Consider the following 15,319-nt stretch of genomic DNA (forward strand, 5'->3'; position numbering starts at 1 on the left):
GGCGCACCTTCGGGTTCACGGCCGACCGAGCTCTCGGTCGAGGAAGTCGAACAGGCCGTCGGCGGTGACGGCATCGAGGTCGTCGTTGACCTGCTTCGGGGCGGCGCTCGCGTCGAGGAACCGCCGCAGTTTCGCGGCGGTCCGCTCGTCCAGCGCGGCCGGGTCGAGCGAGTCGAGCAGCTCGTCCAAAGTGGACGCCGGGATCGTCAGGACGCCGGCGAGGTGCTCGGCCAGCGCCTGCGCGGTCGGGTGGTCGAACACGACGGTCGCCGGCAGTGCCGTACCGGTCGCCGCGGCGAGCCGGCGGCGCAGCTCGACCGCGGTCAGCGAGTCGAACCCCGCGTCCCGGAACGGCCGCGCCGGCCCGGGGTCGGTGCCCAGCACGGCGGTGGCCTCGGCGCGGACCAGCTCGGTGAGCGCGGTGCGCCGGCCCTCGCCGTCGAGCGGGCGCAGGCGGTTGCGCAACGCGTCGGCGGCTCCGGGGTCTTCCGGCTCGGTCTCGGCGCCGAACAACCCGGCCAGCAGCGGGCTCGGTCGCGCCGCGGTGAACAGCGCCCCGAACCGCGGCCAGTCCATCGCGGTGACGACGGCGCTGGGGCGCCCCGTCGCGGAGGCCGCGCGCAGCGCGGAAAGCGCGGTATCGGGGTCCATCGTGGACAGTGCCTGCCGGTCGAGGTGCTGCCGTGCCTCGGCGGTGAGCGCGCCGGTGGCCCAGGTACCCCACGCGACCGACAGCGCCGTACGGCCACGGGACCGGCGGTGCTCGGCGAAGGCGTCGAGGAACCCCGCCCCCGCGGCGAACGCCCCGCGCCGGGCCGCGCCCCAGACCCCCGCGGTGGCGGAGAACAGCACGAACGCGTCGAGCGGCCGGTCGCCCAGGAGCTCGTCGAGGTGCACCGCGCCGGTCACCCGGGCGTCGGTCAGGTCGGCGGGGGTCAGCTCGGTCACGCCGGCCGGTCCGCCGGACGCGCCGACGGCGTGGACGACCGCGTCCGGCGGGTGCTGCTCGAGCACGCGGGCGAGCGCCGCGCGGTCGGTGACGTCGCAGGCGACCGCCGTGACCCGGCACCCGGGCCGGCCGGGCACCACCGGGGCGCCGCGGCCGAGCAGCACGACGTGGCCGGCGCCGGCGTCGGCGAGCCAGCGGGTCAGGTGCGGGGCCAGCGTGCCGCCCCCGCCGGTGACGAGCACGGTTCCCCGGGGGATCCAGCCCTCGCCGGGAGCCGCGGTGTCGTCGGGCACCAGGCGGCGGGCGAAGACGCCGTTCGCGCGCAAGCTGACCTGGTCTTCGGCGCCGGTGAGCACGGCGGGCAGCAGGTCGGCGGCGTCCGGGCCATCGAGGCCGGCCAGGCCGCCCCAGCGTGTGGGGTGCTCGAGCGCGGCGGTGCGGCCCAGCGCCCAGACCTGGGCCACCGCCGGCTCCGCGACCCCGCGCGTGACCACCCACACGGGGGTGGGTGCCGCGGCGGTCAAGGCGGCTTGCACCGCGGGCAGGGCGGTGGCCGCGTCGGCCGCTCCGGTGACGAGGACCAGACCGTCGAGCGGGCCGGCCCCGTCGATGCAGCGGGTGGTCGCTTCGCGGCCGTCCTCCCAGGTCAGCGGGACCACTTCGGCGCCCCGGGCGCGCAGTGCCGCGGCGACGCCGAGGTCGTCCCCGGCCGCGGCGACCAGCCAGCGGCGGCCCGCGATCTGTGCCCCCGCCGCGGGCACCTGCTCCCATTCGACGCGGTAGCGCGAGGACGGCGTCTCCGGCGCCGGGGGCTTGAGCCAGTACCGGCGTTCCTGGAACGCCGTGGTCGGGACCGGCACGATCGGCAACCCGGCGGGGAACCGCGGGCTCCAGCCGACGTCGGCACCCCGGGCGAACAGTTCGGCCAGCGAGGCGAGGAACGTGGCCGGCTCGGGCCGGTCCCGGCGGGTGATCGCGAACGCGGGCACGGGGTCGGGCACCATCGCGGCCAGCACCGCGTCGGGACCGACCTCCAGCACCGCCGCCACGTCGTGGGCGGTGATCGCGGTCAGCGCGTCGGCGAAGCGCACCGGCCGCCGCACCTGGTCGACCCAGTACTCCCCGCGCGTCACCTCCCCGGCGAGCACCGGCAACTCCGGCTCCCGGTACGTCACCTTCGCCGTGACCTGCGCGAACTCGGCCAGCATCGGCTCGACCAAGCCGGAGTGGAAGGCGTGCCGCGCCGGCAACGCCGTGGTCCGCCCGGGCAGCGACGCGGCCGCCCGCTGCACGGCGTCCGCCTCGCCGGAGAGGACCACCGACCGCGGCCCGTTGACCGCGGCCAGCCAGACGCCCTCGCCGAGCAGCGGCTCGACGTCCGCTTCGGACGCTTCGACCGCGACCATCGCACCCCCTGGGGACAACGCCCCCATCAGGCGCCCGCGGTGGGCGACCAGCATCGCCGCGTCTTCGAGGGAGAAGACTCCTGCCACGTACGCCGCCGTGAGCTCCCCGAGCGAATGCCCGGCGACCACGCGCGGCCGCACTCCGAAGGACGCCAGCAGCCGCACCGCCGCGACCTCGAAGGCGAACAGCGCGGCCTGGGTGTACGCCGTCTCGTGCACCAGCTCGGAGCCGATCGCCGAGCGCAGCGGCCGGTCCAGGTGCCGGTCCAGTTCCGCGCACACCTCGTCGAACGCCGCCGCGAACACCGGGAACTCCGCGGCCAGCGTGAATCCCATTTCCGGTCGCTGAGCGCCTTGACCGGTGAAGACGAAGGCCACCCCGGCGCGCGCCGGATCGGCTTCGCCGCGGATCGGGCTCAGCCGCAGCGACTCGGCCGCCTGCCCGGGACTTCCGGCAAGGACCACCGCGCGGTGGTCCCCCAGCGCCCGCGACCGCAGCAGCGACCACGCGGGCGCGGCCAAGGTCTCCTGTCCGGCGAGGAAGTTCGCCACGCGGTCGACCTGCGCGACGAGGCCCGCGGCCGAGCGCGCCGACACGACGACCGGCAGCACGCCCGGATCCGGTACCGGTTCGGCGATCCCGGCGGCGGGTGGTTCCTCCAGCACCAGGTGGGCGTTCGTGCCGCTCACCCCGAACGACGACACCCCGGCGCGGCGCGGGTGCTCGCCTGCCGGCCACGGTTCGGGCTCGGTGAGCAGCCGCACGTTCCCGGCCGTCCAGTCCACCCGGGACGACGGTGTGCTCACGTGCAGGGTGCGCGGCAGCTCGCCGTGCCGCATCGCCATGATCATCTTGACGACGCCGGCGACCCCGGCCGCGGCCTGGGTGTGCCCGATGTTCGACTTCAGCGAACCGAGCCGCAGCGGGGTGTCCCGGCCGGCGCCGTAGGTGGCCAGCACGGCCTGCGCTTCGATCGGGTCGCCGAGCGCGGTGCCGGTGCCGTGCGCCTCCACCACGTCCACTTCGGACGGTGTGAGCCCGGCGTTGGCCAGCGCCTGCCGGATGACCCCCTGCTGCGCCGGCCCGCTCGGGGCGGTCAGGCCGTTCGACGCGCCGTCGGAGTTCACCGCCGTCCCGCGCACGACGGCCAGGACCTCGCGGCCGTCACGGCGCGCGGCGGAAAGCCGTTGCAGCACCAGGACTCCGGCGCCTTCTGCCCAGGACGTGCCGTCGGCGTCGTCGGAGAAGGACTTGCAGCGGCCGTCCCCGGCGAGGCCGCCCTGGCGGGCGAACTCGGTGTACGCGGCCGGCGTGGTCATGACGGTCACGCCGCCGGCCAGCGCGAGGCCGCACTCGCCGGTCCGCAGGGACTGCGCGGCCAGGTGGATCGCGACCAGCGACGACGAGCACGCGGTGTCCACGGTGACGGCCGGCCCGCGCAGGCCGAGCACGTAGGAGAGCCGGCCGGACAGCACACTGGACGACGCCCCGGTCAGCCCGAAGCCGTCCGGGTCGGAGCCCGTGCCATAGGGCTGCGCGGAGGCGCCCACGAACACGCCGACCGGCTCGTCCCGCAGGGCCGTCGGGGCGATCCCGGCTCGTTCCAATGCCTCCCACGCGGTGCGCAGGACGAGCCGCTGCTGCGGGTCCATGGCCATCGCCTCACGAGGTGAGATGCCGAAGAACCCGGCGTCGAACAGGGCCGCGTCGTGCACGAACCCACCGGCGCCGGTCCCGGTCCAGCCGCGGTCGGCGGGGAACGCCGAGATCGCGTCGACCCCGCCGGACACCAGGTCCCACAACGCTTCCGGGCTGTCGACGTCGCCCGGCAGGCGCAGCCCGATGCCGACCACGACGATCGGGTCGTCGCCGTCCGCGGCTGCCGCGATCACCGGCTCGGCCGTGGTGCCGCCGGTGAGTCCGGCTCGCAGGTGGGTGGCGAGGGCGATCGGGTCCGGGTGGTCGAAGACGGTCGTCGCGGGCAGCGCGAGCCCGGTCCGTGCGGTCAGGGCGTCGCGGAGTTCGATCGCCGTGAGCGAGTCGAACCCGGCGTCGCGGAACGCCTGCCGCGGCGCGACTTCCGCCCCGCGCAGCACGGTCCGCGCCTCGGAGCGGACGAGTTCGGTGAGTTCGGCCAGGTCGGTTGTCGTGGTCCGCGGCCGGTGCTCGGTGGCCGGTTCGGCGAAGGCCCTCAGCAGCGGGCTCGGCCGGCCGGCGGTGAAGACCGGCACGAACCGGCGCCAGTCGACCGGGGCGACGACCGCGGCCGGTTCGCCGTCGCGCAGGACCAGGTCCAACGCGGTCAAGGCGTGCTCGGGCCGCATCGTGGCGACGGCTCCACGCGCGAACCGGGCCCGGGCGCCGTCTTCGGCGCCCATCCCTTCGCCGTCCCAGGGACCCCAGGCGATCGAAACCGCGGTGCGCCCGCGGGCCCGCCGGTTCACCGCGAGCGCGTCGAGCGTGCAGTTGGCCGCCGCGTAGGCGCCCTGGCCGGCCGCGCCCCAGGTGGCGGCGACCGAGGAGAACAGGACGAACGCGTCCAGCGGACGGTCCCCGAGCAGCTCGTCCAGCAGCAGCGCGCCGTCGGCCTTGGCCCCGAGCACCCGCTCCAGCGTGGCCGGGTCGAGGTCCTGGACGGCCACCGCGCCGCCCGAGACCCCGGCCGCGTGCACGACGGCGTCCGGCGGGTAGCCGGCCAGCACCGCGGCGAGCGCGGCCCGGTCGGTCACGTCGGCGGCGACGGCGGTGATCCGCTCGTGCTCGACGGCCGGAGCGCCCCGCCGGCTCACGAGCACGACGCGATCGGCGCCGCGGTCCACCAGCCATCGGGCCAGGTGAGCGCCCAGGCCGCCGGTCCCGCCGGTGACCAGGACCGTGCCGCGCGGAGTCCACGCTGAATCGTCCACAGTGGAGTTGCGGCGGATCAGGCGGCGGCCGAAGGCGCCCTGCGTCCGCACGGCGACCTGGTCCTCCTCACCACCGAGGACCGCGATCGCGCGCCCGACGGCGGTGTCGTCGGCGTCCGCGGTGACGTCGACCAGCCCGCCCCAGCGGCCGGGGTGTTCGAGCGCGGCCGTCCGGCCGAGGCCCCACACCTGCGCGGCCCGGGGGTCGGCGGGCTCTCCGTCGACGGACACCGCCCCCCGGGTGACGACCCAGATCCGGCCGGCGGCCGGGTCGGCGAGCAGGTCCCGCAGCCGGGACAGGAGGTGCTCGACCCGGCCGTCGGACACGATCAGGACGTGGTCGGCCGCGTCCTCCGCAGTGTGGAGAGCGGCGAACGTGCCGTCGTCGTCGAGCACCCGCCACCGGCCGGGCCGGGCCGCCGGCTCCGGCAGCCGTTCCCAGGTGACCTGGTGGCGCCAGTCCGCCACGGCGGTCTCCGCCTGGCGCCCGCGGTGCCAGCGCGCGAGGTCCGGCAGCGCCGCGGCGAGCGAATCGGGGGCCCCGGCGGGCAGCTCCTCCCGGGCGACCGCGGCCCAGAAGGCGGCGTCCCCGGCCGCCGGCTCCGGGTGGAGCCAGAAGTGCTGCTCCCGGAACACCGTGGTGGGCAGCGGGACGAGGTGCCGGGTGGCGGCCGGGAAGAACGGGGTCCAGTCGACGTCGGCGCCACGGGTGAACAGGGTGGCGAGCGCGGCCAGCAGCGTGACGCGTTCGGGCCGGTCGCGTCGGGTGAGCGCGACCGCGGCGGTGCTGTCGGCCCTGGCCCGCAGCAGCGCGGTCAGGACCCCGCCCGGGCCCAGCTCGACGACGGTGCCGGGGGCGCCGCTCAGCAGCGTCCCGGCGGCGTCGGCGAACCGGACCGGACGGCGGATCTGCGTCACCCAGTACTCGGGCGTCGTCACCTCGGGACCGGCGAGCTCCCCGGTGACCGTCGAGACCAGCGGCAGCACCGGCTCGTGGAAGTCCACCCGCGCGGCTTCGGCGGCGAACTCGGCGAGCACCGGCTCCACCAGGTCCGAGTGGAAGGCGTGCCGCACCGGCAGCGCCGACGTCTCGACCCCCCGCGCGGCCAGCTCCCCGGCTGCCGCCGCCAGCGCGGCTTCGGTACCCGACAGGACGACCGAAGCGGGCCCGTTGACCGCGGCGAGCCAGACGCCCTCGCCGAGCAGCGGTTCGACGTCCGCCTCGGCCGCCGTCACGGCCAGCATGGCGCCGCCGGGCACCAGCGCCTGCATCAGCCGGCCCCGGGCGGCGACCAGCCGGGCCGCGTCCGGGAGCGTCAGGACACCGGCCACGTGCGCGGCCGACAGCTCACCGAGCGAGTGCCCCGCCACGACGCCCGGCCGGACTCCGAACGACGCCAGCAGCCGGCTCATCGCGACCTCGACGGCGAACAGGCCCGCCTGCGCGTAGGCCGTTTCGTGCACCGCGTCCGAGGTGATCACATCGGCCAGCGGCCGGTCGAGGTGGCGGTCCAGCTCGGCGCAGACTTCGTCGAACGCCTCGGCGTAGGCGGGGAACTGCGCGTACAGCTCCATCCCCATGCCCGGCCGTTGCGCGCCCTGCCCCGCGAAGACGAAGGCCGTGCCGTTCGCTTCGGCCGGTCCCGCGCTCCGCACGGCCCGCAGTGCCTCGACCGCCTCGTCGCGGTCGCCGGTCGTCACCACCGCGCGGTGTTCCCACACCGCCCGCGTCCGCACGAGCGACCAGCCCACCTCGGGCAGCGGGGCCCCCTCGGCCAGCGCGGACGCGAGCCGCCCGGCCTGTTCGGCCAGCGCCCCGGCCGACCGCGCCGAAACCACCAGCGGCACGACGGTGTCCGGTGCCGGTTCGCGGTCCGCGGCCGGGGGCGCCTCTTCGAGCACGAGGTGCGCGTTGGTGCCGGAGACGCCGAACGACGAGACCCCGGCGCGACGCGGGTGTTCCCCCGCGGGCCAGTCCTGGGGTTCGGACAGCAGCCGCACCGCGCCGGCCGTCCAGTCCACCCGCGACGACGGCGTCCCGGCGTGCAGGGTGCACGGCAGGACGCCGTGGCGCATCGCCAGCACCATCTTGACCACCCCGGCCACGCCGGCCGCGGCTTGGGCATGCCCGATGTTGGACTTCAGGGACCCCAGCCACAACGGCGTTTCCCGATCGGTCCCGTACACCGCTTGCACGGCCTGGACCTCGATCGGGTCGCCGAGCACGGTCCCGGTGCCGTGCGCTTCGACGACGTCCACTTCGGACGGTCGCAGGCCGGCCGTGGCGAGGGCGCGGCGGAGCACGGCTTGCTGGGCCGGACCGTGGGGAGCGGTCAGGCCGTTCGAAGCGCCGTCCTGGTTGACCGCCGTGCCACGCACCACCGCGAGCACCTCGCGGCCTTCGCGCACGGCGTCGGAAAGCCGTTGCAGTACCAGTACACCCGCTCCTTCGGCCCAGCCGGTGCCGTCCGCGTCGTCGGCGAAGGCCCGGCAACGGCCGTCGGCGGAGAGGCCGCCTTGCCGGGCGAACTCGACGAACGCCGCCGGGGTCGCCATCACCGTCACGCCACCGGCCAGCGCCGTCGAGCACTCGCCGGACCGCAGCGACTGCGCGGCGAGGTGGATGGCCACCAGCGACGACGAGCACGCCGTGTCGACGGTGACGGCGGGGCCGGTCGCGCCGAGCACGTAGGAGACCCGGCCCGAGAGCACGCTCGACGACGAGCCGGTGAGCGCGAACCCGGCCGTCTCCGCCGGCGCTTCGTGGACGCGGGTGCCGTAGTCCTGGGCCATGGCGCCGAGGAACACCCCGACGTCCGTGCCCCGGACCGAGGTGGGCGCGATGCCCGCGCGTTCCAGGGCCTCCCACGCGGTCCGCAGCACCACGCGCTGCTGCGGGTCCATGGCGAGGGCTTCCCGCGGCGAGATGCCGAAGAACGCCGCGTCGAACTGCCCGGCGTCGGCCAGGAAACCGCCGGCCCCGGCGACGCCGGTCCAGCCACGGTCGGCGGGGAACGGCGTGATCGCGTCGACGCCGGCGGAAAGCAGGCGCCACAACGCTTCCGGGCTGTCCACGCCGCCGGGCAGCCGGACGCCGGCGCCGACGATCGCGATCGGCTCGCCGGCTGCCGCGGCGGCGACCGGAGCGGGTGCGGCGACCGTGCCGAGCAGCGCGTCCCGCAGGTGCGCGGCGAGCGCGGCCGGGGTCGGGTGGTCGAACACGGCGGTCGCGGGCAGGGACACGCCGGTGGCCGCGGTGAGCCGGTTGCGCAGCTCGACCGCGGTCAGCGAATCGAATCCGGCGTCGCGGAAAGCCCGCCCGCCGGCCACCGCGGCCCCGCCGCCCAGCACGACGGCGGCCTCGGCGGTGACCAGCTCGGTCAGCGCGGCCACCCGGGCCTGATCGTCCAGCCGGGACAGCCGGGCGGTCCACGTCCCGGCGCGGGCAGCGGTCCGGGCGGTGCGGCGGCCCCGGCCCGCCAGCTCGCGCAGGAGGGGCGGCACGGTCTCGGTGCGGGCTCGTTCGCGCAGGGCCGCGGGGTCGAAGACCATCGGCACGGCCGTGATCCGGGGCCCGGCCAGCGCCTCGTCGAACAGCCGCAGCCCCTGCTCCGCGGTCAGCGCGCCGACGCCGGCGCGCGCCATCCGGCTCGTGTCAGCGGCGCCGAGGTGGGCGGTCAGTGCACTCTCGTCGGCCCACCGTCCCCAGGCCAGCGAGACGGCGGGCAGACCTTCGGCGCGGCGGCGCGCGGCGAGGCCGTCGAGGAACGCGTTGGCGGCCGAGTAGCCGGCCTGCCCGGCCCCGCCGAGCACGCCGGCCGCGGACGAGAAGAGCACGAACGCGGCGAGGTCGTGCGCCCGGGTGAGTTCGTCGAGGACGACCGCGGCGTCGGCCTTGGGCCGGAAGGCCGTGGCCAGCCGTTCTGCATCCTGCGCGGCGAGGACGCCGTCGGCGAGCGCGCCGGCCGCGTGCACGACGGCGGTGAGGGGGACCCCGTCGAGCAGGTCCCGCACCCGGTCGCGGTCGGCGACGTCGCAGGCCACGACCCGGACCTGCGCACCGGCCGCCGTCAGCTCGGCGACGAGGTCCGCGGCGCCGTCGGCGGCCGGGCCGCGGCGGGAGGCCAGCAGCAGGTCGCGGACGCCGTGGCGGGTGACGAGGTGGCGGGCCACCAGCGCGCCCAGCCGGCCCGTGCCGCCGGTGACGAGGACGGTCCCCGCCGGGTCGAGCCGACGCGGGGTGGTGAGGACGTTCTTGCCGGTGTGCCGTCCCTGCGCCATGAACCGGAAGGCGGCCGGCGCGTGGCGGACGTCCCACGCGGTGACCGGCAACGGCTCCAGCACGCCGGTCCCGAACAGCGCCAGGACTTCCCGCAGCAGCTCGCCGATCCGCTCCGGGCCGGCGTCGTGCAGGTCGTAGGCGCGGTAGCCGTCGAGCCCGGTGCGCAGGTCGGTCTTGCCCAGTTCGAGGAACCGGCCGCCTTCGGCGAGCAGCCCGAGGGACGCGTCGGCGAACTCCCCGGTGAGGGAGTTGAGGACGACGTCGACCGGCCCGAACTTCGCGGCGAAGCCGAGCGTCCGGGAGTTCGCGAGGTGGTCGTCGTCGATCCCCAGTTCGCGCAGGAGGTGCTGCTTGCCGGGACTGGCGGTCGCGAAGACCTCGGCCCCGAAGTGGCGGGCCAGCTGCACCGCGGCCAGGCCGACGCCGCCCGCGGCCGCGTGGATCAGGACCCGTTCGCCGGGCCGGAGACCGGCGAGGTCGGCCAGGCCGTAGTAGGCGGTGGTGAACACGATCGGCACCGACGCGGCGGTTTCGAACGACCAGCCCGCCGGCATCGGCACGAGGGTGCGCACGTCGGCCACGGCGAGCTGCTCGAACGCGCGGGTGACCAGGCCGAGCACGCGGTCCCCGACCGCGAAGCCCGCGACGTCGGGACCGACCTCGACGACCACGCCGGCCCCTTCGCCGGCGACGCTCTTGAGGTCCAGCGCGACGCCGAGCCCCGCGAGCACGTCGCGGAAGTTGATCCCGGCCGCGCGGACCGCGACCCGGACCTGGCCCGGCCGCAAGGCCTCCGTGGGGGACGGTTCGAGCGCGAGATCGTCGAAGGTCCGGCCGGTCCGCAGGACCCACGGTCCGTCCGGGAGGTCCAGTCCGTCGCGCGTGGACCGGACCAGCCGCGGCACCAGGACCCGCCCGTCGCGGACCGCGCACTGGTCCTCGCCGAGGGCGGTGAGCCGGCCGTCCGGCAGGTCGCCGTCGACGAGGACGAGCCGATCCGGGTGTTCGGCCTGGGCGGAGCGCACGAGACCCCACACCGCCGCCGCGGCGGGGTCGGGGTGCGGGGTGGCGACGGCGTCGCGGGTCCGGACCACCAGGCGGGTCCCCGGCCCGGCGACGAACTCCTGGATCCGGCGCAGGACGTCGGCGAGCGGGATCCCTTCCACCGCCAGCACTTCGGCGTCGAGGCCGGTCGCTTCGCCCGGGGGCAGCTCGATCCAGTCGACCGCGAACAGGGCCGCGCCATCGCGCTCGCGGGCCGGGAGCCGGTCCACCGGGCGGGTGACCAGCCCGGCGACGGACAGCAGCGGCGCGCCGGTTCCGTCGGCGAGCTCGACCGCGGTGCCGGTCCCGGCGGGCCGGATCCGGACGCGGGCGGCGGTGGCACCGGTCGCGTGCAAGGTCACCCCGGTCCAGGCGAACGGCAGCTCGACCTCCTCCCCCGCCACCGGGATCAGCGGGTGCAGCGCGGCGTCGAGGAGGGCCGGGTGGATCCCGAAGCCCCGCGGGTCGGCGTCCCCTGGCAGCTCGACCTCGGCGAAGACGTCGTCGTCCCGCCGCCAGGCCCGGGTGACGCCCTGGAACTGCGGGCCGTATTCGTAGCCGCGGTCGGCCAGGTCGGCGTAGAAGCCGCTCAGGTCGGTCTCGACGGCTCCCGGCGGCGGCCAGGGCGAAAAGTCCACAGTGGACGCCGCGGTCGACGGGGTGAGAACCCCAGCGGCGTGGCGGACCCAGCCGCCGTCGTCGTGGGAGTGGATGCTGACGGCTCGCTCGTCGTCGTCCGGCGCGCCGAGCACGACCTGGATCGGCACGGTCCCGGTTTCCGGCAGCACCAACGGGGTTTCCACGACCAGCTCGCGCACCACCGGCGTGCCCGCGTGGTCACCGGCGCGCACGGCCAGCTCGACCAGCGCCGCACCGGGCAGGAGCACGGTCCCGGTCACGGCGTGCGCGGACAGCCACGGCTGGGTTTCCCGGGAGAGCCGGCCGATGAACACGATTCCGCCGGATGCGGCGTCTTCCACCGCGGCACCGAGCACGGGGTGACCGAGGGTGTCCTGGCCGCCGCCCGGGGCGGGGCGCAGCCAGTAGTGCTCACCGAGGAAGGCGGTGGTCGGCAGGGCGACCGGGACCGCTTCGGGCAGGAACGGCGTCCAGTCGAGGGCGACACCGCGGGTGAACAGGTCCGCGGCGGCCCGCAGCAGCCGGTCGCTCTCCGGTTCGTCGCGGCGCAAGGTGCCGCACACCAGCGCGTCGGCCACGGTTTCCTGGATGGCGGCGGTCACCACCGGGTGCGAGCTCACCTCGAGGAACACCCGGTGCCCGGCGCCGGCCAGCGTGGTGACGGCGTCGGCGAACCGGACCGGCTCGCGCAGGTTGCGGTACCAGTAGTCCGGCTGGACCGCCGCGCTGATCCATTCGCCACCGACGGTGGAGAACCACGGCGTTTCCGGGGCCCTGCTGTCCACATCGGACAAAGCGGCGAGCAGTTCGGCTTCGGCGCGTTCCACGTGGGCCGTGTGCGAGGCGTAGTCGACGGGGATCCGGCGCACCCGCACGTCCTGGGCGCGGTAGGACGCTTCCAGTGCGTCGAGCGCTGCCGGGTCACCGGCCAGCACCACCGACGACGGGGAGTTGACCGCCGCGAGTTCGACCCCGTCCGGCAGGCGGAGCGCGGCCTCGTCCAGGGCGACCGAGAGCATGCCGCCGTGCCCGGCGAGCCGGTGCGCGATGATCCGGCTGCGCACGGCGACGATCCGCGCGGCGTCCTGCAGCGACAACGCGCCCGCGACGCACGCGGCCGCGATCTCGCCCTGGGAGTGGCCGAGGACGGCGTCCGGGCGCAGCCCGAGCGACTCCCACACCGCGGCCAGGGAGACCATCACCGCGAACGACACGGGCTGCACGACGTCCACCGCGGCCAGCGGCTGGGCTTCCCGAACGACCTCGGACAGGGACCACCCGACGTGGGGAGCGAGGGCCGCTTCGCATTCGGTCATCCGCGCCGCGAACACCGGGTTCGACGCCCACAGCTCGCGCCCCATCCCCGCCCACTGCGCGCCCTGGCCCGGGAACACCCAGGTCAGGCGGCCGGCGGTGCCGGTGCCGGTGACAGCGCCGGTGAGGACGTCCGGCGCGGAAACGCCGTCGGCCAGCGCGGTGAGACCGGCGAGCGCCGCCTCCCGGTCCACCGCCGTGACGACGGCGCGGTGCTCCCACACCGCCCGGGTGCCGACCAGCGCGACCGCGGTCCCGGCGAGGTCGTCGCCGAGCGCGCCGGCCAGCCGGGCCGCCTGCGCCCGGAGCGCTTCCGGCGTGCGCGCGGTCACCACCAGCGGCACCGGCGTGGTCACCGGGACGGGCTCGACCGGAGCCGGCGGCGGGCCCTGTTCGAGGACGAGGTGCGCGTTGGTGCCGCTGACCCCGAACGACGAGACGGCGGCCCGCCGCGGCCGGTTCCCGGTGTCCCACGGCCGGTTCTCGGCGAGCAGTTCGACCGCGCCGGCCGACCAGTCCACCCGCGACGACGGCGACTCGGCGTGCAGGGTGCGCGGGAGAACACCGTGCCGCATGGCCATTATCATCTTGAGCACCCCGGAGACCCCGGCCGCGGCCTGGGCGTGGCCGATGTTGGACTTCAGCGATCCCAGCCACAGCGGCGTTTCCCGACCGGCGCCGTAGGTGGCCAGGAGCGCCTGGGCCTCGATCGGATCACCCAGGACCGTGCCGGTGCCGTGCGCCTCGACCGCGTCCACTTCGGACGGTTCGAGGCCGGCGGCGGCCAGTGCCTGCCGGATGACGGCCTGCTGGGCGGGACCGTTCGGGGCGGTCAAGCCGTTGGAGGCCCCATCGGAGTTCACGGCGCTGCCCCGGATGACGGCGAGCACTTCGCGGCCGTCGCGGACGGCGTCGGAAAGCCGTTGCAGCACCACCACTCCGGCGCCTTCGGCCCAGCCCGTTCCGTCGGCTTCATCCGAAAAGGACTTGCACCGCCCGTCGGCGGAGAGCCCCCGCTGACGGGAGAACTCGACGAACACCTCCGGCGTCGAGAGCACGGTCGCGCCGCCGGCCAGCGCCATCGAGCACTCCCCCGCGCGCAGCGCCTGCGCGGCCAGGTGCAGGGCCACCAGCGACGACGAGCACGCCGTGTCGACCACGACGGCCGGGCCCTGCACGCCGAGCACGTAGGACACCCGGCCCGCCGCGACGCTGCCCGCCGATCCCGTCCCGCGCAGTCCTTCCAGCTCGGGGTCGGCGGGCGCACCGGTGCCGTAGTCGTGGTACATGAGGCCGGTGAACACCCCGACGCGCTGCCCGCGCAGCGACGTCGGCGCGATGCCCGCGCGTTCGAGGGCTTCCCACGACGTCTGCAGCAGCAGCCGCTGCTGCGGGTCCATGGCCAGCGCTTCGCGTGGCGAGATGCCGAAGAACCCGGCGTCGAACACCCCCGCGTCGGGCAGGAACCCGCCGGAGCGCGTGTAGCTGTGGCCGGTGGCCGCCGGGTCGGGATCGTAGAGGGCGGTGAGGTCCCAGCCGCGGTCCTCCGGGAACCCGCCGATCGCGTCGACGCCGTCGCGGACCAGCTCCCAGAGCGCTTCGGGGGTGTCGACCCCGCCGGGCAGCCGCAGGCCCATGCCGACGACGGCGATCGGCTCGGCGACCGGGGCCGTCGCTTCGGCGGTCGTGGCCGGGGCGTGGCCGGTGAGGACGCCATGCAGGTGGGCGGCCAGCGCGGCCGGGTCCGGGTGGTCGAAGACGAGCGTGGCGGGCAGCGTCAGCCCGGTCGCGGTGGCGAGCCGGTTGCGCAGGTCCACGGCGGTGAGCGAGTCGAAACCGGCGTCGCGGAAGGCGCGTGCCGGGGCGATCTCGGCACCGCCGAGCACGGCCGAGGCTTCGGTGCGCACAAGGTTTTCGACGTCCTCGCGCCGGGCGAAGCCGGCGGCGCGGGCTTCCCGCCGGACCGGCCGGACGAGGCCGCGCAGCAGCGGCGGCACCGTGGACCGGCGGCGCAGCGCGGGCAGGTCCAGGCGGACGGGGACGAGCAGGGGCCGGTTGGCGGCGAGGGCGCGGTCGAACAGCTCGAGGCCCTGGCCGGTGGTGAGCGCCCCGACGCCGTCCCGGCCTGCGTACGCCCGGTCGATGCCGTCGGTCAGCCCGCTCTCGTCGGCCCAGAGCCCCCAGGCGAGGGAAACGGCCGGCTCGCCCCGGGCCCGCCGCCGGGCGGCGAGACCGTCGAGGAAGCCGTTGGCGGCGGCGTAGTTCGCCTGACCGGCGTGGCCGAGCACGCCCGCGGCGGAGGAGAACAGGACGAACATCGTCAGGTCGCGGGTCAGCTCGTCGAGGTGGACGGCGCCGTCCACCTTGGCGCGGAACACGCTGTCCAGGCGGCTCTCGTCGAGCGCGGTCAGGACGCCGTCGTCGAGGACCCCGGCGGCGTGGACCACGCCGGTGAGGCCGGGCATGCCGTCGAGGAGGGTGCGGACTTCGTCGCGGTCCCCGATGTCACACGCGACGACGCGGACTTCGGCGCCGAGTGCGCGGAGTTCGTCGGCCTGGTCCACGCCCTGGCGCGAGGCGAGGACGAGGCTGCGTACCCCGTGTTCGGTGACGAGCCGGCGGGCGACGAGTGAGCCGAGCAGGCCGGTGCCGCCGGTGATGAGGACGGTCCCGTGTTCTTCGGCGCGGCTTTCGGCCGGGGCGACGCGCTGGAGACGGGGAACGAGGACCCGGCCGTCGCGCAGGGCGCATTGGGTTTCGCCCTGCGCGACGAGGCCA

The 15,319-nt window shown here is 76.2% G+C and carries 1 protein-coding gene; it reads right to left on the reverse strand.

Annotated elements, in window-relative coordinates; all coding sequences use genetic code 11:
- Nucleotides 1-15 precede the first annotated feature (15 nt).
- Nucleotides 16-15,285, reverse strand: coding sequence for an SDR family NAD(P)-dependent oxidoreductase (locus tag AB0F15_RS32625; protein ID WP_360278823.1), 15,270 nt, complete (start codon nucleotides 15,283-15,285; stop codon nucleotides 16-18).
- Nucleotides 15,286-15,319 lie beyond the last annotated feature (34 nt).

Source organism: Amycolatopsis sp. NPDC026612, assembly GCF_040638285.1.
Taxonomy (GTDB): domain Bacteria; phylum Actinomycetota; class Actinomycetes; order Mycobacteriales; family Pseudonocardiaceae; genus Amycolatopsis.